This window comes from Serratia sp. CY55921 (genome assembly GCF_052167655.1).
GTDB lineage: Bacteria > Pseudomonadota > Gammaproteobacteria > Enterobacterales > Enterobacteriaceae > Serratia > Serratia ureilytica.
The window spans coordinates 18,268-38,655 of the sequence record NZ_JBJNMU010000008.1 but is presented as its reverse complement, the minus strand read 5'-3'; the positions used below and the strand labels follow the sequence as shown (position 1 = coordinate 38,655).

The 20,388-nt window shown below is 60.6% G+C and carries 20 protein-coding genes; 11 read left to right on the top strand and 9 right to left on the bottom strand.

The genetic code is table 11. The annotated features are described in order from the left end of the window. Positions 1-126 precede the first annotated feature (126 nt). A complete protein-coding gene (slmA, locus tag ACJ8M3_RS22880; protein ID WP_025304700.1) occupies positions 127-723 on the top strand; it encodes a nucleoid occlusion factor SlmA in 597 nt (198 codons plus the stop codon). 31 nt (positions 724-754) lie between these two features. Here slmA and pyrE read toward each other — a convergent pair whose 3' ends face one another. Continuing rightward, complete coding sequence (pyrE, locus tag ACJ8M3_RS22875) at positions 755-1,396, bottom strand: orotate phosphoribosyltransferase (protein ID WP_042785593.1); 642 nt, start codon at positions 1,394-1,396, stop codon at positions 755-757. Positions 1,397-1,492: 96 nt separating this feature from the next. Continuing rightward, positions 1,493-2,209 (bottom strand): ribonuclease PH, encoded by a 717-nt coding sequence (gene rph / locus ACJ8M3_RS22870; RefSeq protein ID WP_025160305.1) that lies wholly within the window; start codon positions 2,207-2,209, stop codon positions 1,493-1,495. Positions 2,210-2,335: 126 nt separating this feature from the next. On the opposite strand from rph, the gene ACJ8M3_RS22865 reads away from it, so the two are divergent. Continuing rightward, positions 2,336-3,199: a YicC/YloC family endoribonuclease gene (locus ACJ8M3_RS22865; RefSeq protein ID WP_033652259.1), complete on the top strand. Its 864-nt coding sequence runs from the start codon at positions 2,336-2,338 to the stop codon at positions 3,197-3,199. 54 nt (positions 3,200-3,253) lie between these two features. On the opposite strand, the gene ACJ8M3_RS22860 is transcribed toward ACJ8M3_RS22865, so the two are convergent. After that, complete coding sequence (locus ACJ8M3_RS22860; protein WP_033652260.1) at positions 3,254-3,643, bottom strand: hypothetical protein; 390 nt, start codon at positions 3,641-3,643, stop codon at positions 3,254-3,256. Between the two features lie 375 nt (positions 3,644-4,018). Here ACJ8M3_RS22860 and ACJ8M3_RS22855 point away from each other — a divergent pair, with 375 nt between their 5' ends. Beyond that, complete coding sequence (locus tag ACJ8M3_RS22855; protein WP_089195310.1) at positions 4,019-5,203, top strand: NupC/NupG family nucleoside CNT transporter; 1,185 nt, start codon at positions 4,019-4,021, stop codon at positions 5,201-5,203. Positions 5,204-5,237: 34 nt separating this feature from the next. Here ACJ8M3_RS22855 and ACJ8M3_RS22850 read toward each other — a convergent pair whose 3' ends face one another. Then, positions 5,238-5,672: a DUF3574 domain-containing protein gene (locus ACJ8M3_RS22850; RefSeq protein ID WP_047573283.1), complete on the bottom strand. Its 435-nt coding sequence runs from the start codon at positions 5,670-5,672 to the stop codon at positions 5,238-5,240. Between the two features lie 253 nt (positions 5,673-5,925). Here ACJ8M3_RS22850 and ACJ8M3_RS22845 point away from each other — a divergent pair, with 253 nt between their 5' ends. The 6 genes from ACJ8M3_RS22845 to recG all read left to right on the top strand — a co-directional run bounded on the left by ACJ8M3_RS22845 (position 5,926) and on the right by recG (position 12,617). Further along, complete coding sequence (locus ACJ8M3_RS22845) at positions 5,926-6,543, top strand: trimeric intracellular cation channel family protein (RefSeq protein WP_025304704.1); 618 nt, start codon at positions 5,926-5,928, stop codon at positions 6,541-6,543. A 211-nt stretch (positions 6,544-6,754) separates the two neighbouring features. After that, positions 6,755-7,378 carry a guanylate kinase gene (gmk, locus tag ACJ8M3_RS22840; RefSeq protein WP_033636481.1) on the top strand — a complete coding sequence of 208 codons (624 nt, stop codon included), beginning with the start codon at positions 6,755-6,757 and terminating at the stop codon, positions 7,376-7,378. Between the two features lie 54 nt (positions 7,379-7,432). Further along, positions 7,433-7,708 carry a DNA-directed RNA polymerase subunit omega gene (gene rpoZ / locus ACJ8M3_RS22835; RefSeq protein ID WP_004931221.1) on the top strand — a complete coding sequence of 92 codons (276 nt, stop codon included), beginning with the start codon at positions 7,433-7,435 and terminating at the stop codon, positions 7,706-7,708. An 18-nt stretch (positions 7,709-7,726) separates the two neighbouring features. Further along, positions 7,727-9,838 (top strand): bifunctional GTP diphosphokinase/guanosine-3',5'-bis pyrophosphate 3'-pyrophosphohydrolase, encoded by a 2,112-nt coding sequence (gene spoT / locus ACJ8M3_RS22830; RefSeq protein ID WP_015379445.1) that lies wholly within the window; start codon positions 7,727-7,729, stop codon positions 9,836-9,838. Positions 9,839-9,843: 5 nt separating this feature from the next. Then, positions 9,844-10,539, top strand: a complete 696-nt coding sequence (gene trmH, locus ACJ8M3_RS22825) for a tRNA (guanosine(18)-2'-O)-methyltransferase TrmH (RefSeq protein ID WP_004931227.1) — start codon at positions 9,844-9,846, stop codon at positions 10,537-10,539. Further along, the gene (gene recG, locus ACJ8M3_RS22820) at positions 10,536-12,617 is read left to right on the top strand and encodes an ATP-dependent DNA helicase RecG (RefSeq protein WP_033645178.1); all 2,082 of its coding nucleotides are present in this window, start codon (positions 10,536-10,538) and stop codon (positions 12,615-12,617) included. Before trmH ends, recG begins: the two co-directional genes overlap by 4 nt. Before the next feature lie 42 nt (positions 12,618-12,659). On the opposite strand, the gene gltS is transcribed toward recG, so the two are convergent. After that, a complete protein-coding gene (gene gltS / locus ACJ8M3_RS22815; protein ID WP_033645177.1) occupies positions 12,660-13,871 on the bottom strand; it encodes a sodium/glutamate symporter in 1,212 nt (403 codons plus the stop codon). Between the two features lie 240 nt (positions 13,872-14,111). On the opposite strand from gltS, the gene ACJ8M3_RS22810 reads away from it, so the two are divergent. Together ACJ8M3_RS22810 and ACJ8M3_RS22805 are read left to right on the top strand one after the other, a co-directional pair. After that, entirely contained in the window at positions 14,112-15,512 is a 1,401-nt protein-coding gene (locus ACJ8M3_RS22810; RefSeq protein WP_033645176.1) for a nucleobase:cation symporter-2 family protein, read from the top strand. A gap of 128 nt (positions 15,513-15,640) precedes the next feature. Next, on the top strand, positions 15,641-17,302 hold the full coding sequence (locus ACJ8M3_RS22805; protein ID WP_089197557.1) for an AsmA family protein: 1,662 nt from the start codon (positions 15,641-15,643) through the stop codon (positions 17,300-17,302). 38 nt (positions 17,303-17,340) lie between these two features. Here ACJ8M3_RS22805 and fabY read toward each other — a convergent pair whose 3' ends face one another. Genes fabY through yihX form a run of 4 tightly spaced genes read right to left on the bottom strand, consistent with a single transcriptional unit; the run spans position 17,341 to position 20,279 of the window. Beyond that, the gene (gene fabY, locus ACJ8M3_RS22800) at positions 17,341-18,288 is read right to left on the bottom strand and encodes a fatty acid biosynthesis protein FabY (protein WP_004931235.1); all 948 of its coding nucleotides are present in this window, start codon (positions 18,286-18,288) and stop codon (positions 17,341-17,343) included. 21 nt (positions 18,289-18,309) lie between these two features. After that, positions 18,310-18,747, bottom strand: coding sequence for a D-aminoacyl-tRNA deacylase (gene dtd / locus ACJ8M3_RS22795; protein WP_089197558.1), 438 nt, complete (start codon positions 18,745-18,747; stop codon positions 18,310-18,312). Beyond that, entirely contained in the window at positions 18,744-19,637 is an 894-nt protein-coding gene (locus tag ACJ8M3_RS22790) for a virulence factor BrkB family protein (protein ID WP_025304713.1), read from the bottom strand. The genes dtd and ACJ8M3_RS22790 overlap by 4 nt, the downstream gene beginning before the upstream one ends. Positions 19,638-19,688: 51 nt before the next feature. Continuing rightward, entirely contained in the window at positions 19,689-20,279 is a 591-nt protein-coding gene (gene yihX, locus ACJ8M3_RS22785; protein WP_033645174.1) for a glucose-1-phosphatase, read from the bottom strand. Positions 20,280-20,388: the final 109 nt, after the last annotated feature.

Genomic DNA, 20,388 nt, shown 5'->3' with positions numbered 1-20,388 from the left:
AAGGCCGTGAAGGCCGCTGACCCCAGCATCGTAAAAAAGCTATCACATAAGCCGCACAGAGCCTGCTCTGCAGCGGCCGGTGCCCGGGTTTCCGTCAGTTAAGTTTTAGCAAGGGTCTAATCAGACATGGCAGAAAAAGAAAATACGAAAAGGAATCGGCGCGAGGAAATATTGCAGGCGTTAGCCCAGATGCTGGAATCCAGCGACGGCAGCCAGCGCATTACCACCGCCAAGCTCGCCGCAAACGTGGGTGTTTCTGAAGCTGCGCTGTACCGGCATTTCCCCAGCAAGACACGGATGTTCGACAGTCTGATCGAGTTTATCGAAGACAGCCTGATCACCCGCATCAACCTGATCTTGCAGGACGAGAAAGAGACGTTTAATCGTCTGCGCCTGATTTTACTGCTGATTCTGGGCTTTGCGGAACGTAACCCGGGGCTGACGCGCATCATGACCGGCCACGCGCTGATGTTTGAACAGGATCGCCTGCAGGGCCGCATCAACCAGCTGTTCGAACGCATCGAGGCGCAGCTGCGTCAGGTGTTGAAAGAGCGCAAATTGCGCGAAGGCAAAGGCTTCATCGTCGATGAAACGCTGTTGGCCAGCCAGCTGCTGGCCTTCTGCGAAGGCATGTTGTCGCGCTATGTGCGTTCGGAATTCCGCTATCGCCCAACGCAGGAATTCGACGCCCGCTGGCCGCTGTTGGCGGCCCAGCTGCAATAACGATAACGCCGGGCATGCCCGGCGTTTTTACTTATATCCCGTACTGCTCGCGGTAAGCGCGCACCGCCGCCAGGTGGTCCGCCATTTCCGGTTTCTCTTCCAGATAGGCGATCAGATCCTTCAGCGTCACGATCGAAATCACCTTGCAGTGGTAGTCGCGTTCCACTTCCTGAATGGCGGAGATATCCGCGCGGCCGCGTTCCTGACGGTCGAGGGAGATCAGCACGCCCGCCAACGAAGCGCCGCTGGCGCCGATGATTTCCATCGACTCACGGATCGCGGTACCGGCGGTGATCACATCGTCCACCAGCATCACGCGGCCCTGCAGCGGGCTGCCCACCAGCGAACCGCCCTCGCCGTGGGTCTTGGCTTCCTTGCGGTTAAAGCAGTAAGGCACGTCGCGCTCATGGTGTTCCGCCAGCGCAACCGCCGTGGTAGTGGCGATAGGAATGCCTTTATAGGCCGGGCCAAACAGCAGATCGAAATCGATGCCGGAATCCATCAGGGCTTCGGCATAGAAGCGCCCCAACAGCGCAAGATCGCGCCCGGTATTAAACAGGCCGGCGTTGAAGAAATACGGGCTGGTGCGGCCGGATTTCAGGGTAAACTCGCCGAATTTCAATACCTGCTTGTTAAGCGCGAACTCGATAAACTGGCGCTGATAGGCTTTCATTACTGCTTCTCCTCGTCTGAATCTGCTTGGGTCTTGTCATTACTGCCGCCCGATCGGCGGGCATAAAAAAGGCGACTTCTCAGTCGCCTTGAAAAATTAGTCCGCCAGCGCCGCTTTCTGCGCCTGGAAGATGGTTTCGATGCCTCCTCGGGCCAGCGCCAATAGCGCCAACAGCTCATCGTGGCTGAACGGCTCGCCTTCGGCGGTGCCCTGCACTTCAATCATGCGGCCGTCTTCCATCATCACCACGTTCATGTCGGTTTCCGCCGCGGAATCTTCCACATACTCCAGATCGCACAGCGCTTCGCCGTTGACGATGCCGACGGAAACCGCCGCCACCATGCCCTTCATCGGATTGGCTTTCAGCTTACCGTTGGCCACCAGGGTGTTCAGCGCATCGGCCAGCGCCACGCAGGCGCCGGAGATGGAAGCGGTGCGGGTACCGCCGTCGGCCTGCAGTACGTCGCAGTCGAGAGTGATGGTGAATTCACCGAGCTTTTTCAGATCCACCGCGGCGCGCAGCGAACGGGCGATCAGGCGCTGGATCTCCAGCGTGCGGCCACCCTGTTTGCCTTTGGCGGCTTCACGGGCGTTGCGGCTGTGGGTGGAGCGCGGCAGCATGCCGTACTCGGCGGTGATCCAACCTTGCCCCTGGCCTTTCAGGAAGCGCGGAACGCCCTCTTCTACCGTGGCGGTGCACAAGACTTTGGTATCGCCAAACTCAACCAGCACTGAACCTTCAGCGTGTTTGGTATAGTGACGGGTCAGTGTCAGGGGGCGAACTTGCTGTGGTGCTCTGCCTGCAGGACGCATGGGCTCTCTCCGGCTTCAAATCAACTATTGGCTGCGCATTATACGGGCTTCGTGACGTAATGCCTATCCTGCCCGCAGCCACGACGCTATAATCGCCCCATCTTTTCCTATTACGGGTACGCATCAATGATCCGCAGCATGACCGCCTACGCCCGGCGTGAAATCAAGGGTGAATGGGGCAGCGCAGCCTGGGAGCTGCGTTCCGTTAACCAGCGCTACTTAGAAACCTACATCCGCCTGCCGGAGCAATTCCGCAGCCTGGAGCCGGTGATCCGTGAACGTATCCGTGGCCGCCTGACCCGCGGCAAAGTCGAATGCAACCTGCGTTTCGAACTGGATCCAAGCGCGCAAAGCTCGCTGATCCTGAACGAAAAACTGGCCAAACAGCTGGTCGAAGCCGCCAACTGGGTGAAAATGCAGAGCGACGAAGGGGAAATCAACCCGATCGACGTGCTGCGCTGGCCGGGCGTGATGTCCGCGCAGGAGCAGGATCTGGACGCCATCAGCGCCGAGCTGATGAAGGCGCTGGACGGCGCGCTGGATGACTTTATCGTCGCACGCGAAAGCGAAGGCGCCGCGCTGAAAACGCTGATCGAACAGCGCCTCGACGGCGTCAGCGCCGAAGTGGTCAAAGTGCGCGCCCAGATGCCGAACATCCTGCAATGGCAGCGCGAGCGCCTGGTCAGCAAGCTGGAAGAGGCGCAGGTGCAGCTGGAAAACACTCGCCTGGAGCAAGAGCTGGTGCTGATGGCGCAGCGCATCGACGTCGCCGAAGAACTGGACCGCCTGGAAGCGCACGTGAAAGAGACGCACAACATCCTGAAGAAGAAAGAAGCCGTCGGCCGCCGCCTCGACTTTATGATGCAGGAATTCAACCGCGAATCGAACACCCTGGCCTCCAAGTCAATCAATGCCGACGTCACCGCCTCCGCCATCGAGCTGAAGGTGTTGATCGAGCAAATGCGCGAGCAGATCCAGAACATCGAGTGATCCGCTCCGCACGCCATCAAGCCCGCGCCACGCGGGCTTTTTTATGGCTATAGATCAGCGATAGGCGGCCGCCTGTTCCTCACCGATCAACCCCATTGTCTGCAGTTGCACCGCAATGCTCCAGGTTGAACGCTCGAACTCATCGCTCAGCGCCTCCAGCGTCGCCCCGGCCGCATGGCTCTCGCGCAGCCGCAGTTTTTCTTCTTCCGGCCAGGGGAAGTAGGCATTGGCCGGCCGGCCCTCGGCCAGATTCTTCTGCCGCTTTTCTTCCGGCGTCAGCCTGGCTTTTTTCTGCAGTTCAGATTCACCGTCAAACTCGTCGGCCAACGCGAACAGCAGGCGGATAGCCTCCGGCGCGCAGGCCGCTGAAGCCGGTCTCAATAGCTCGCCGGTGTCGGGATTAACGCCGTTGGCCAGCGCCCTGAGCAACGTGCCGATATTCATCGTTCGTCTCCTTGTTCGATAAAATGCGCGCCGATCGCGACCGGCGCCTTGTCCAAACATGTTTCTCTTCCTCAGCCAAGAAAGCCACGCTTTGTGCCATGAAAAATCGCCCATTGCGAGCCAGATTCCAGGTGCCTGAACGTGCGGGACGGTGGTTGCATCAGGCTGCGAGCCGGCAGGCATCATGGAAGACGGCTCACTAAGGCACTTCGGGGGCTTATGAAAAACTGCCGAGCAGCGCGTGCGGATGACAATCGGCAAGATATCCCGCACGCCATAAGTATTTTGTTCTAATTATCACGCAAGGTAATGAAAGGACGGCGATGCTGTGGCTAAATGTGTTTTTTTCCTGCCCGTGAACCGTACGGACCGTTTATGCCACAAATTCTGCAATTTATTATGGCCCTGGTGGTGATCATCGCCCTGGCGCTGCTGGTCAGCAATAATCGCAAGAAAATCCGCCTGCGCTATATCATCCAGCTGTTGGTGATCGAAGGCGCGCTGGCCTATTTCTTCCTGCACTCCGCCAGCGGGCTCAGCGTGATCAAACACGTCGCCGGCTTCTTCGACACCCTGCTCGCCTACGCCGCACAAGGGTCGGAGTTCGTGTTCGGCGGCATGAGCAAAGATGGCCTGGCGTTTATCTTCCTCGGCGTTTTGTGCCCTATCATCTTTATTTCCGCCCTGATCGGCATTTTGCAGCATTTCCGCATCCTGCCGCTGATCATCCGTCTGGTGGGCACCCTGCTGTCCAAGGTCAACGGCATGGGCAAGCTGGAATCGTTCAACGCCGTCAGCACGCTGGTGCTGGGGCAGTCGGAGAACTTCATCGCCTACAAGGGCATCATCGGCGACATCTCGCCGCGCCGCATGTACACCATGGCCGCGACCGCCATGTCGACGGTATCGCTCTCCATCGTCGGCGCCTACATGTCGATGATCGACGCGCAGTACGTGGTGGCGGCGTTGATCCTTAATATGTTCAGCACCTTCATCATCCTGTCGATCATCAACCCGTATCAGGTCGAAGACGAGCCGGAGCTGAAGCTGAACAAGCTGCACGAAGATCAGAGCTTCTTCGAAATGTTGGGCGAGTACATTCTGGCCGGCTTCAAAATTGCGATGATCATCGCGGCGATGCTGATCGGCTTTATCGCGCTGATCTCCGCCATCAATGCGCTGTTCTCGGCGGTGCTCGGCATCAGCTTCCAGCAAATCCTCGGCTACGTGTTCTATCCGCTGGCCTGGCTGATCGGCATCCCGGCGGAAGAGGCCCTGAAGGCGGGCAGCATCATGGCGACCAAACTGGTGGCCAACGAATTCGTGGCGATGATTGAGCTGAAGAAAATCGCGGCGGAGCTGTCGCCGCGCGGGCTGGGCATTCTGTCGGTGTTCCTGGTGTCGTTCGCCAACTTCGCCTCCATCGGCATCGTCGCCGGCGCCATTAAGGGGCTGAACGAGCAGCAAGGCAACGTGGTTTCCCGTTTTGGCCTGAAGCTGGTTTACGGCTCGACGCTGGTGAGCCTGTTGTCGGCGGCCATCGCCGGCCTGGTGCTGTAATCCCCACTCCCGGCCGCAGGGCCGGGAGTTCGCTTTAAAACGCCACGCACACCGGCGCATCCACCCGCATTACCGAATCCTGCGCAAACTGCTGCTTATAGCCGCTGCGCAGCGCCTCGATATTCGCCTCGCTCTCTTTGCCCGGCGCATGGATCAACAGCAGCGCCTTGCTGTTCTCGCGCGCCAGCTTGCCGTCGTGACCCAGCCACTGCCCTTTGGCATCAAACACCGTCAGCCCGTCTTTAAAACGCGGCGTCACCTGGCTATCGACGAAGGTTTGCCACTCGGCGGCGGTGATCGCCGGCCCCGCCGGCCGGTTCAGGCCGAAGTAGAGCGTTGTCTGCACCAGCGGATCGCCGGTGCGACAAGCCGGGGTGGGGGAAACAGCCTGGTGGCCTGGCGCCACGCAGCCGCTCAGCAGCAGGGCAGCCACCATGGCGCCGGCGGCCAGTCTCGGGGAGTTTTTCATCTGCAATCTCGATTTTTCGGTTGAAGGATTCGCTGCAAAAATCATAGTCAGCGATGGAAATTAGCGCGAAATTTCTAATGCTTTTATTAACAGCCAGATGTTAAAAAAGGCTGGTTATCGGCAATAAAAATGGAGTTTGGATTAGCTATATTAATCCGAAACGCCATCGGTGAAAAAAACTCAGTGGCGCGCGTCCTCGGCGGCGATTACCCTGCCGGCCATCATTCTGACGCAATTACGCTGTGAACCCCTTATGTTACTGAGCATCCTTTATATCATCGGCATTACCGCCGAAGCCATGACCGGCGCGCTGGCGGCCGGCCGCCGCCAAATGGACATGTTCGGCGTGATCATCATCGCCTCTGTCACCGCAATCGGCGGCGGGTCGGTGCGCGATATGTTGCTCGGGCATTTTCCGTTGGGCTGGGTCAAACACCCGGAATACATCGTCATCGTCGCGATAGCGGCGATCGTCACCACCTGGGTGGCTCCTCTGATGCGCCATCTGCGCCGCCTGTTCCTGGTGCTCGACGCCGTCGGCCTGATCGTCTTCTCCATCATCGGCGCGCAGGTGGCCCTGGATATGGGGCACAGCGCCATTATCGCCGCCATCGCCGCGGTGATCACCGGCGTCTTTGGCGGGGTGCTGCGCGATATGTTCTGCAACCGCATCCCGCTGGTTTTCCAGAAGGAGATCTACGCCGGCATCTCCTTCAGCGCCGCCTGGCTGTATATCGGCCTGCAGCACCTCAGCCTGCCGCACAATCTGGTGGTGATCCTCACCTTGGTCGCCGGCCTGAGCGCGCGTCTTATCGCCCTGCGCTTCCGCCTCGGCCTGCCGGTGTTCAACTACCAGCATCCGGATCACTGATCTCGGGGCGGCAACGCGCCGCCGCCGAGGCCAAAACTGCAAAAATGTCGCCCTTCAGCGCGCATATTCGCCCTTTCGGCGCTTTTTCCACGCAAAGCCGCGGGCAAAATGCGAGCTAACGCTGCACCCGGCGCGTTAGCCGTGTATACTGTGCGGAGAAAATACACATCCGCTGTTTTTGGCATATCAACCGTTATCAACGAACATCATCATGGCTCAAGGCACGCTTTATATTGTCTCTGCTCCCAGTGGCGCAGGTAAATCAAGTCTGATTCAGGCTTTGTTAAAGACGCAACCGCTGTACGACACGCAGGTTTCGGTTTCGCACACCACGCGCGACAGTCGCCCGGGTGAAAATCACGGCGAGCACTATTTCTTCGTCTCGAAAGACGAATTCCGCCGGATGATCGAGCAGGACGCGTTTCTTGAGCACGCCGAAGTGTTCGGCAACTATTACGGCACCTCGCGCGCCGCCATCGAACAAGTCTTGTCGACCGGCGTGGATGTGTTTCTGGATATCGACTGGCAGGGCGCGCAGCAAATCCGCGCCAAAATGCCGCAGGCGCGCAGCATCTTCATTCTGCCGCCGTCGAAGGAAGAACTGGGCCGCCGCCTGCGTGGGCGCGGGCAGGATTCCGAAGAGGTGATCGCCAAACGCATGGCTCAGGCCGTGGCGGAAATGACGCATTACGCGGAGTACGATTACCTGATCGTGAACGATGATTTCGATCTGGCGCTGTCCGATCTGAAGACCATCATTCGCGCCGAACGCCTGCGTTTGGGCCGCCAGTTGCTGCGGCATGACGCTTTAATCAGCAAACTATTGGCAGACTGAAGGCAGTTTCAGTATCATGCCCAGTCTTTTCGTCACCTGTGGAGTAGCACAAATATGGCACGCGTAACTGTTCAAGACGCTGTAGAGAAAATTGGTAACCGTTTTGACCTGGTGTTGGTCGCTGCTCGTCGGGCGCGTCAGATCCAGACCGGCGGCAAAGATGCACTGGTTCCGGAAGAGAACGACAAGTACACCGTTATCGCCCTGCGCGAAATCGAAGAAGGCCTGATCACCAGCCAGATCCTCGACGTGCGTGAGCGCCAGGAACAGCAAGAGCAGGAAGCCGCAGAGATTCAAGCGGTTACCGCGATTGCTGAAGGTCGTCGTTAATTAGACTGCGAGTCCGCCTTGTACCTGTTTGAAAGCCTGAATCTGCTGATTCAACGTTACCTGCCCGAGGAGCAGATTAAGCGCCTCAAACAGGCATACCTCGTCGCGCGCGACGCGCACGAGGGCCAGACACGCTCCAGCGGTGAGCCCTACATTACTCACCCGGTCGCCGTGGCCTGCATCCTGGCGGAAATGCGTCTCGATCACGAGACGCTGATGGCGGCGTTGCTGCACGACGTCATCGAAGACACCCCAGCCACCTATCAAGATATGGAACAGCTGTTCGGCAAGAGCGTCGCCGAACTGGTTGAGGGCGTCTCCAAGCTCGACAAGCTGAAGTTCCAGGACAAGAAAGAAGCGCAGGCGGAAAACTTCCGCAAGATGATCATGGCGATGGTGCAGGATATCCGCGTCGTGCTGATCAAGCTGGCCGACCGTACGCACAACATGCGCACCCTCGGTTCGCTGCGCCCCGACAAACGCCGGCGCATCGCGCGTGAAACCCTGGAAATCTACAGCCCCCTCGCCCACCGTCTGGGTATTCATCACCTGAAAACCGAGCTGGAAGAGCTGGGCTTCGAGGCGCTGTACCCAAACCGTTATCGCGTGATCAAGGAAGTGGTGAAAGCCGCGCGCGGCAACCGCAAAGAGATGATTCAAAAAATCCTCTCCGAGATCGAAGGGCGGCTGACCGAGGCCGGCATCGCCTGCCGCGTCAGCGGAAGGGAAAAACACCTCTACTCCATCTACCTCAAGATGCACCTGAAAGAACAGCGTTTCCATTCCATCATGGATATCTACGCGTTCCGGGTGATCGTGAAAGAGGTCGATACCTGCTACCGCGTACTCGGCCAGGTGCACAGCCTGTATAAACCGCGCCCGGGGCGGGTGAAAGATTACATCGCCATTCCCAAGGCCAACGGCTATCAATCGCTCCATACCTCGCTGATCGGCCCGCACGGCGTGCCGGTCGAAGTGCAGATCCGCACCGAAGACATGGACCAGATGGCTGAGATGGGGGTGGCCGCGCACTGGGCTTACAAAGAAAGAGAACAGGGCGAAACCGGCACCACGGCGCAGATCCGCGCCCAACGCTGGATGCAAAGCCTGCTGGAGCTGCAGCAAAGCGCCGGCAGTTCGTTTGAATTTATCGAGAGCGTTAAATCCGATCTGTTCCCGGATGAGATTTACGTTTTCACCCCGGAAGGCCGCATCGTCGAGCTGCCCGCCGGCGCCACGCCGGTCGACTTTGCCTATGCGGTGCATACCGATATCGGCCATGCCTGCGTCGGCGCACGCGTCGATCGTCAGCCATACCCGCTGTCGCAGTCGCTGACCAGCGGCCAGACCGTCGAGATCATCACCGCGCCGGGCGCACGGCCCAACGCCGCCTGGCTGAACTTCGTGGTCAGCTCGAAAGCGCGCGCCAAGATTCGCCAGATGTTGAAGAACCTCAAGCGCGACGACTCCGTCGGCCTCGGCCGCCGTCTGCTCAACCATGCGTTGGGCGGCAGCCGCAAGCTGGCCGAAATCCCGCAGGAAAACATTCAGCACGAGCTGGACCGCATGAAGCTGGCGACGCTGGACGATCTGCTGGCGGAAATCGGCCTCGGCAACGCCATGAGCGTAGTGGTGGCGAAGAACCTGCAGGGCGATCAGTCCAGCCTGGGCACCACCTCCGGCGTGCGCAACCTGGCCATCAAGGGCGCCGACGGCGTGTTGATCACCTTCGCCAAGTGCTGCCGTCCGATTCCGGGCGACCCGATTATCGCTCACGTCAGCCCGGGCAAAGGGCTGGTGATCCACCATGAATCCTGCCGCAATATTCGCGGCTATCAGAAAGAGCCTGAGAAGTTCATGGCGGTCGAGTGGGATAAAGAGACCGAGCAGGAGTTCATCGCCGAGATCAAGGTGGATATGTTTAACCACCAGGGCGCGTTGGCCAACCTGACGGCGGCAATCAACGCGGCCGAATCCAATATTCAGAGCCTGAACACCGAAGAGAAAGACGGTCGGGTTTATAGCGCCTTTATCCGCTTGACCACCCGCGATCGCATCCATTTGGCAAACATTATGCGTAAAATCCGTATCATGCCGGATGTGATCAAAGTTAACCGCAACCGAAACTAGCGCTTATGAGTCCTGAACGCTATGCGCGGATTTGTGAAATGCTCGCGACCCGGCAGCCGGATTTGACGGTCTGCCTGGAGCAAGTGCACAAACCGCATAACGTCTCCGCCATTATCCGCACCGCCGACGCCGTCGGCGTGCATCAGGTCCACGCCGTGTGGCCCACCACCCGCATGCGCACCCTGGTTTCCTCCGCCGCCGGCAGCAACAGCTGGGTCAGCGTCAAGACCCATCGCACCATCGGCGACGCGGTCGGCCACCTGAAAGCGCAGGGCATGCAAATTCTGGCCACCAACCTGTCTGCGCGCGCGGTCGATTTCCGCGAGGTGGACTACACTCGGCCAACCTGCGTGCTGCTCGGCCAGGAAAAAACCGGCATCACCGAAGAAGCGCTGGCGCTCGCCGATCAGGACATCGTCATTCCGATGATCGGCATGGTGCAATCGCTCAACGTCTCCGTGGCTTCGGCGCTGATCCTGTATGAGGCGCAGCGCCAGCGGCAAAACGCCGGCCTGTATCGCCGCGACAACAGCATGCTGGACGAAGAAGAGCAGCAGCGTCTGCTGTTCGAAGGCGGCTATCCGGTGCTGGCCAACGTGGCCAAGCGCAAGGGGCTGCCGCGTCCGCAGATCGACGAACAGGGCCAGGTGGTCGCCAGCGCCGAATGGTGGGCGGCCATGCAGGCGACGGTGCGCAAATGAAAGGCCGCCTGCTGGATGCTGTCCCACTCACCACGCTTTCCGGGGTTGGCGCCAGCCAGGCGGGCAAACTGGCCAAGCTTGGCCTCGACACCATTCAGGATCTGCTGCTGCACCTGCCGCTGCGCTACGAAGACCGCACCCGCCTCTACCCGATCAACGATCTGCTGCCAGGCATCTACGCCACGGTAGAAGGGGAAGTGCTGCGCAGCGACATCAGCTTCGGCCGCCGCCGCATGCTGACCTGCCAGATCAGCGACGGCACCGGCATCCTCACCATGCGGTTCTTCAACTTCAACGCCGCAATGAAGAACAGCCTGGCCACCGGCCGCCGCGTGACCGCCTACGGCGAGATCAAACGCGGCAACCACGGCGCGGAGATCATCCATCCGGAGTACCGTATTCAGGGCGAAACCAGCGAGGTTGAGCTGCAGGAGTCGCTGACGCCGGTCTACCCCACCACCGAGGGGGTGCGGCAGGCCACGCTGCGCAAGCTGACCGACCAGGCGCTGGAGCTGCTGGATACCTGCGCCATCGCCGAACTGCTGCCGCCGGAGCTGAGCGGCGGCCTGATGAGCCTGCCGCAGGCGCTGCACACCCTGCATCGCCCGCCGCCGGACATCCAGCTGGCGGATCTGGAGCTGGGCAAACACCCGGCGCAAAAGCGTCTGATCCTCGAAGAGCTGCTGGCGCATAACCTCAGCATGCTGGCGGTGCGTGCCGGCGCGCAGAGTTATCAGGCGCAGCCGCTGCTGCCGGACGATCGGCTGAAAAACCGTTTTCTCGCCCAGTTGCCGTTCTCGCCAACCGGCGCGCAAACGCGCGTGGTGGCCGACATCGAAGCCGATATGCAAAAAGACTTCCCGATGATGCGGCTGGTGCAGGGCGACGTCGGCTCCGGCAAAACGCTGGTGGCGGCGCTGGCGGCGCTGCGCGCCATCGCGCACGGCAAGCAGGTGGCGCTGATGGCGCCGACCGAGCTGCTGGCCGAACAGCATGCCAACAACTTCCGCCAGTGGTTCGAGCCGCTGGGGCTGGAGGTCGGCTGGCTGGCGGGCAAACAGAAAGGCAAGGCGCGCATCGCGCAGCAGGAAGCCATTGCCAGCGGCCAGGTGTCGATGGTGGTCGGTACCCACGCCATCTTCCAGGAGCAGGTTCAGTTCAACGGCCTGGCGCTGGTGATCATTGATGAGCAGCACCGCTTCGGGGTGCATCAGCGGCTGGCGCTGTGGGAGAAAGGCGAAGAGCAAGGCTTCCATGCCCATCAGCTGATCATGACCGCCACGCCGATCCCGCGCACGCTGGCGATGACCGCCTATGCCGATCTCGATACCTCGGTCATCGACGAGCTGCCGCCGGGCCGCACGCCGGTGACCACCGTCGCCATTCCCGATACCCGCCGCGCCGACATCATTCAACGGGTGAAAAACGCCTGTCTGGAAGAAGGACGGCAGGCTTACTGGGTGTGTACGCTGATCGAAGAGTCCGAGCTGCTGGAAGCGCAGGCGGCGGAAGCCACCTGGGAAGAATTGAAAGCCGCGCTGCCGGAGCTGAAGGTGGCGCTGGTGCACGGCCGCATGAAAGCGCAGGAAAAGCAGGCGGTGATGCAGGCGTTTAAACAGGGCGAGCTGCAGCTGTTGGTCGCCACCACGGTGATCGAGGTCGGCGTCGACGTGCCGAACGCCAGCCTGATGATCATCGAAAACCCGGAACGGCTGGGCCTGGCGCAGCTGCACCAGCTGCGCGGCCGCGTAGGGCGCGGCGCGGTGGCTTCACACTGCGTGCTGCTGTACAAAACGCCGCTGAGCAAAACCGCGCAAACGCGCCTGCAGGTGCTGCGCGACAGCAACGACGGCTTCGTCATCGCGCAGCGCGATCTGGAGATCCGCGGCCCGGGCGAGCTGCTCGGCACCCGCCAGACCGGCAGCGCCGAATTCAAGGTGGCGGACCTGTTGCGCGACCAGGCGATGATCCCCGAAGTGCAGCGCGTCGCTCGCCATCTCCATCAGCACTACCCGGAACACGCCCAGGCGCTGATCGAACGCTGGCTGCCGGAGAAGGCGCGCTACTCCAACGCATAAAAAAGGGCGCCGCAGGCGCCCTTCTCATGATGACTCGCGATATCACCCCACCGCCGGGAACACCGGCAACAGCAGATACAGCTTGATGACGATGGCGTTGGCGATATCGATAAAGAACGCCCCCACCATCGGCACCACCAGAAATGCCAGGTGCGACGGGCCGAAGCGATCGGTGATCGCTTGCATGTTGGCGATCGCCGTCGGCGTGGCGCCCATGCCGAAGCCGCAGTGGCCGGCGGCCAGCACCGCCGCATCGTAGTTCTTGCCCATCACCCGGTAGGTGACGAAGATCGCGTACAGCGCCATCACCAGCGTCTGTACGGCCAGGATCGCCAGCATCGGCAGCGCCAGCGAAGCCAGCTCCCACAGGCGCAGGCTCATCAACGCCATCGCCAGGAACAGCGACAGGCTGACGTTGCCCAGCACCGATACCGCCCGCTCGAACACGGTATAGAAACCGGTGAAGGCCAGCGTGTTGCTGAGGATCACCCCGACGAACAGCACGCAAACGAAGTTAGGCAGTTCAAACACCGTACCGCTCAGCAGACCGGCAATCAGTTGCCCCAGGCTCAAACAAATGGCGATCATAGCGATGGTTTCAATCATCACCAGCGAGGTGATCAGGCGGCCACTTTCCGGCTTCTCGAAGCCGCTCGGCTGCACGCTGTCTTCCGGCGTGCCTTCCGGCGTAGAGGAGTGTTTAACCAGATAGCGCGCCACCGGGCCGCCGATCAGGCCGCCCAGCACCAGGCCGAAGGTGGCGCAGGCCATGGCGACTTCCGTCGCGTTTTCAAAGCCGTAGCGCTCGATGAACAGCTTGCTCCAGGCCGCCCCGGTGCCGTGGCCGCCCGACAGGGTGATCGAACCGGCGATCAGGCCCATCAACGGATCCAGCCCCAGCATTTTCGCCATGCCGATGCCGATGGCGTTCTGCACCAGCAGCAGCCCCAACACCACGAACAGGAATACCATCAGCGCTTTGCCGCCGGCGCGCAACCGCGCCAGGTTGGCGTTCAGGCCGATAGTGGCGAAGAAGGCCAGCATCAGCGGATCCTTCAACGACATGTCAAAGCTGATTTCCCAGTTGGCGAATTTTTTCAGGACTAACAGCAGGAGGGCCACCAGCAAACCGCCGGCGACGGGAGCGGGAATAGTATATTTTCGCAGCAGAGGAATACTTCTGACGCACTTGCCCCCAAGGAGCAAAACCAGCGTCGCCGCGACTAACGTGCCATAAGTATCAAGATGAAACATCCAGGTACTCCATGTAAGGGAAAAGATCCAAATAAAAATAATAAGTTATAGAAAACCACGTAGTTTTTAAACTTGATGAGTGCAGGATTAGAAGTAAAAAACGCTGAGATGACAAGAAAAAATGAATGAAAATGCGACATAAACGGGAAAGTCGGCAACATAATATTTAGGCGCAACCGTTTGCTTTTGCGGGGCGGCGCATTAAAATGCCTGCTTTGCCGTATCTGGAAACGCCACACCATGAGCATGTCATCCTCCGAGCTTGATGCCGCACGCCAAACCGCCTCTGAACCCCGCGCCAGCGAACTGATTTATCGCCTCGAAGACCGCCCGCCGCTGCCGCAAACGCTGTTTGCCGCCGGCCAGCACCTGTTGGCGATGTTCGTTGCGGTGATCACTCCGGCGCTGCTGATCTGCCAGGCGCTGGGTCTGCCGGCGCAGGATACCCAACACATCATCAGCATGTCGCTGTTCGCTTCCGGTCTGGCTTCCATTCTGCAAATCAAAACCTGGGGGCCGGTGGGCTCCGGGCTGCTGTCGATTCAGGGCACCAGCTTCAACTTCGTTTCGCCATTGATCATGGGTGGCCTGGCGCTGAAAAACGGCGGCGCCGACGTGCCAACCATGATGGCCGCGCTGTTCGGCACCCTGATGGTCGCCTCCTGCACCGAAATTTTGCTGTCGCGCGTGCTGCATCTGGCGCGCCGCATCATCACCCCGCTGGTTTCCGGCATCGTGGTGATGATCATCGGCCTGTCGCTGATTCAGGTCGGCCTGACCTCGATCGGCGGCGGCTACGCCGCGATGAACGATCACAGCTTCGGCTCACCGAAAAACCTGCTGCTGGCCGGCGCGGTGCTGGCGGTCATCATCCTGCTGAACCGCCAGCGCAACCCTTACCTGCGCGTCGCCTCGTTGGTGATCGCCATGGCGGTCGGCTACCTGCTGGCCTGGGCGATGGATATGCTGCCCGCCGACGCACCGGCGGCCCCCACGGCGGCGATCACTATCCCCACGCCGCTCTATTACGGCCTGGGCTTCGACTGGAACCTGCTGCTGCCGCTGATGCTGATCTTTATGGTCACGTCGCTGGAAACCATCGGCGACATCACCGCCACCTCCGACGTCTCCGAACAGCCGGTCAGCGGGCCGCTGTATATGAAGCGCCTGAAGGGCGGCGTGCTGGCCAACGGCCTGAACTCGATGCTGTCGGCGGTGTTCAACACCTTCCCCAACTCCTGCTTCGGCCAGAACAACGGCGTGATCCAGCTGACCGGCGTCGCCAGCCGCTACGTCGGCTTCGTGGTGGCGCTGATGCTGATCGCGCTGGGGCTGTTCCCGGCGGTGGCCGGCTTCGTGCAGCACATCCCCGAACCGGTACTGGGCGGCGCGACCATCGTGATGTTCGGCACCATCGCCGCCTCCGGCGTGCGCATCGTGTCGCGCGAGCGTCTGAACCGGCGCGCCATCATGATCATGGCGCTGTCGCTGGCCGTCGGCATGGGCGTCTCCCAGCAGCCGCTGATCCTGCAGTTCGCGCCGGACTGGCTGAAAACCCTGCTCTCTTCGGGCATCGCCGCCGGCGGCATTACCGCCATCGTGCTGAACCTGGTGTTCCCGCAGGAACACGAGAAAAAGTAACCCGCCCATTGGCGTTCAAACGGCCGCTTGCGGCCGTTTTTTATTGTCTATCAGACCATTGCCCTTGAGATGCCCGGCCAATTGCGGCATAAACAGGGTATCTTTTTTGACCGATGCGGATGTAGACGATGAAATTTATCGGAAAGCTGTTGCTGACGTTGCTGCTGCTGATCGTGCTGGCGGTGGTGGTGCTGTATCTGGTGGGGCAAACCCGCTGGGCGGCAGGCCGTCTAAGCGCCTGGATCAGCGACAACAGCGAATACCGCCTGTCGATAGGAAAAATCACCCACTCGTGGAATCAGCCGGGCCAGATCGGTCTGGAAGACGTGCAGCTGGCGCGCAGCGGCCAACCTCAGGCGCTGGTCGCCAAACGCGTCGATCTCGGCCTCAGCCTGCGCCAAATCACCGAACCGCGCTATTTTTACAGCGTCACGCTGCGCGACGGCACGCTGAACGTGCAGCCACAGGCTGCTGCGCTGCCCGTACAGGCCGACGTGCTGCAACTGAGCAACATGGCGCTGCAGTCCAACGATAGCGAGTGGCAGCTCAACGCGCAGCAGGTCAATGCCGGCATCACGCCGTGGCGCCCGCTGGCCGGCCATCTGCTGGGGGACAACAACCAGTTCCAGTTCAGCGCCGGTTCGATGACGCTGAACGGCATCCCCGCCTCGAAGGTGTTGGTGCAGGGGGAGCAAAAACAGGGCCAGTTGCTGTTGAACAACTTCGGCGCCGATCTGGCGCAGGGCGACCTGACCGGCGTGGCCAGCCGCGCCACCGACGGCAGCTGGCAGGTGGATCGCCTGCGGCTGAGCGGCGTGCGCATGCAGACCCCGATGACGTTGGCGGAATTCATGCGGCGCTTCACCGCTCTGCCGCCGGTCACCCTCAAGCGTTTCGATCTGATCGATGCGCGCCTGGAAGGCAAGGCGTGGGCGGTTAACGATCTCGACCTGTCGCTGCAAAACGTCAGCGTCGAAAAAGGCGACTGGCGCAGTGAAGACGGCTCGCTCAACGTCAACGCCGGCGACGTGGTCAACGGCGGTTTCCACCTGATCGATCCGATCGCCACCCTGCGGCTCTCCTCCGCCGGCATCGCCATTCAGCAGTTCACCACCCGCTGGGAAGGCGGGCTGCTACGCACCTCCGGCAACTGGCTGCGCGCCGGCAAACGCCTGCAGCTGGATGAAGTGGCCATGGCGGCGCTGGAGTACACCCTGCCTATCGACTGGCGCGAGCTGTGGCTGAAACCGCTGCCGGACTGGCTGGCGGAGGTGTACGTCACCAAGCTGACCACCAACCGCAATCTGATTATCGATATCAACCCGGCATTCCCGTTCCAGATCACCGCGCTGGACGGTTACGGCAGCAACCTGCTGCTGGCGCGCGACCACCAGTGGGGCATTTGGTCCGGTTCGCTGAACCTGAACGGCAGCGAGGCCACCTTCAACAAAATCGACGTGCGGCGCCCTTCGCTGGCGCTGAACGCCGACGCCAACCAGATCGCCGTCACCGAGCTCAGCGCCTTTATGCCCAATGGGTTGCTTGAGGCCAAAGCGACCGTCGATCAGCTGCCGGGCAAGCCGTTCCAGCTGACGCTGCACGGCCGTTCGGTACCGATCAACACCTTGCAGCAATGGGGATGGCAGCCGGTGCCGCTGACGGGTGACGGCAACCTTGAGCTGCAGTTGAAAGGGCTGCTGAACAGCGATGGGCCGTTCAAGGCCTCATTGAAAGGCAATCTGCAGGCCACCGCCGGCGACGGCCAAGCGGTGAACCAACAACTGCCGTAGTGCACTGCGCGGCCCGCCCTCAGGGCAGGGCCGCCGCCTTACTCCTCCAGCGCTTCAGAGCCGCCCTGATCCAACGGCACATCCGGCTCGGCCGGCAACACCATATAGGTGCCTTCGAATACTGCGCCCTTGTCCTCGTCACCGAACAGATGCACTTCGGCGTGTACGCGCGCGCGGCGGCCGCGCGCCAGACGCGCCAAATCGCCGCTCAGCGAGCCGAGATCCGCCACCGCCCGCGGCCTACCGGTAATCGGTTTGCTGTAGCGAATGTGCGCGTCCGCCAGAATGATGGTGCCGCCCAGATGGCGCTCGCGCAGCAGCAGCCAAATCAGCCCCCAGGCGGTCAGCGTCGCCAGTGAGAACAGGCTGCCGGCAAACAGCGTATGGTGCGGATTCTGGTTGCCGATCTCCGGCATGGTGGTGACGAAGCGCTGGCCGGTGTATTGGCTGATACGCACGCCCATCTTTTCGCTCAGCGGGATGTGTTCATACCAGGCCTGCTGCAATTGGCCGCACCAGTCGGGGCGATGCAGGATATCGTCCAGCGTCGCCACCGGTTTGATCATCAAAAAGTGACGGATCGGGGTGGTCTGCGGCGCGGTGATCTCGCCCTGATTGACGAAGCCCAGTTTGGCGAAGAAATCCACCGCGTCTTCACGGGCGCTGCACACCACCCGCTTCACGCCTTCCTGCCGCGCGACGGACTCCAGCGTCATCGCCACCAGCGTCCCCAGCCCTTTATCCTGCAGCGTCGGATCTACCGCCAGAAAACGGATCGCCGCCTCGTTGTCGGCATTGATGTACAACCGCCCGATGGCGACGATTTTACCGGCCTCGTCCACCACCATTTGGTGATGGGCCATGGCGTCATAGGCATCCTTTTCCGAACCCACCGGCTGGTGCAGCGGCTTGCGCAGCATTTCCCAGCGAAACTGGTAATACTCCTTCAGTTCTTGCTCTGTTACGGGTACTCGTAGGTGATACATAGACGCCTGTTCTCCGAATGCTTAGACCTGTAGCCAGAATGTCACCGGACCATCGTTGACCAGCGCCACCTGCATGTCGGCGGCGAACTCGCCGGTCTGGGTCTCTACGCCGCGTTCGCGGCACTGGCCAACAAAATATTGATACAACCGATCGGCGACCAAAGGCGCGGCGCCGCGCGAGAAGCTGGGCCGCATGCCCTTCTGGGTGTCCGCCGCCAGGGTGAACTGCGAAACGACCAGCACGCTGCCCCCGGCCTGCTGGACGTTGAGATTCATCTTATCGTTCTCGTCGCCGAAAATGCGGTATCCCAATACGCGTTCGCACAGGCGCTGCACTTTTTGCTCGTTATCGCCCTGCTCCACGCCCAATAACACTAACAAACCGGGGCCAATCTTGCCTACTGTCTCGCCACCCACCGTGACGCTGGCGTTTAACACCCGTTGAATCAACGCAATCATTCCTGCTGCCCTTCTGGTTTTTGTTCCTGTTGCTCCGCCTTCTGCCGGCGGTAGTCGCGGTATTCGCCGATGGTCACGGTGATTTCCGCGCCGAGTAACACGATACACCAGCTCCAGTAGACCCACAGGAATAAAATCGGGATCACCGCCAGCACGCCGTAAATCAGCTGATAGGAGGGGAACATGGTGACGTACAGCGCGAATCCCTTCTTGCCCAGTTCGAACAGCAATCCGGCCACCACCGCGCCAATCAGCGCGTCTTTGGGCGGCACGCGCACCGTCGGCACGATGCAATACAGCAGCCAGAAGGAGATGCACGACAAAATTAGCGGAAAGATGCGCAGCACCTGATCCACCAGGCCGTTGACGCCGGTCTGCGCCAGCCAGTTGAGCGACAGCAGGTAGGAACTGATGGCCATGCTGGCGCCCACCAGCAGCGGCCCCAGCGTCAGCACCATCCAGTACACGGCGAAGGAGAAGACGATCGGCCGTTTGTTCTTGCTGCGCCAGATGGTGTTCAGCACGCTGTCCACCGAGGAGATCAACAGCAACGCGGTAACGATCAGCCCGCAGGTGCCGACGGCGGTCATCTTGTTGGAATTGGCGACGAACTGTTCCAGGTAGTTCTGGATCACGTTGCCGGCGGCCGGCACGAAATTGGAAAATATAAAGCTCTTCAGCTGTTCGCTGATGTCGGAAAACATCGGGAAAGCGGCGAACAGGGCGAATACCACGGTGACCAGCGGCACCAGCGACAGCAGGGAAACATAGGCGAGATGGCCCGCCAACATCGTCAGGCCATCGTGGTCGATGCGTTGGTACAGCAGCCGTCCGAAGGTGACGCTTGGCTTAATCGCAGAAGGCAGCTTCTTGCGGCGGAAAAACGACATGGTCACTCCTTGATGTCCGTTGATACGCCTTAAGCTTAACGCGCCCTGCGCTCATTGAGCAAAATAGGCCGGCACCACGTCGCGATCGGTGACGTGCACCGTCTTGATCCCCAGCGCCTGCGCGGCGAGGACGTTCGCCGGGTGATCGTCAAAGAACACCGCGTCGGCGGCGGCGGTGTTTTCCGCAGCCAGCACATGCCGGTAGATGTCAGCTTCAGGTTTGCGCATGCCGAGATCTTGCGACAAATAGAGATGATCGGCGGCGGCGGCCACTTCAGGGTAATGCTGCGGCCAGTAATTGCAGTGCAGACGGTTGGTGTTCGACAGCACCACCACCCGGTGACCTTCGTTGCGCAGGCGCTGCATGATGTCGATCACCTCCGGGCGCAGCGCGACGAATACCGCCTGCCAGCCGGTAGCGAACTGCTCAAAGCTGAGCGCGATGCCCATTTCATCGCACAGTTTGCCGGCGAAGTCTTCGTCGCTGATTTCACCGCGCTCATGCTGCTGGAACACCTCACCCATGGTGAAACGATCGGACAGCACCGCCAACGGCGTGCCGCTCAAATTGCTCCACACGCCCAGCACACGCTTGAAATCGATATCGACGATCACATTACCTAAATCAAAGATATACAGCATAGTCCTCTCCTGATGGGCCGGTGAGATTTCACTGTAGCGGGAAAAGGAACAGCTGAACAGGGAGCGAACGGAAAAGCGCATAGCGCGCCGCACAAACGGGGAACAACAG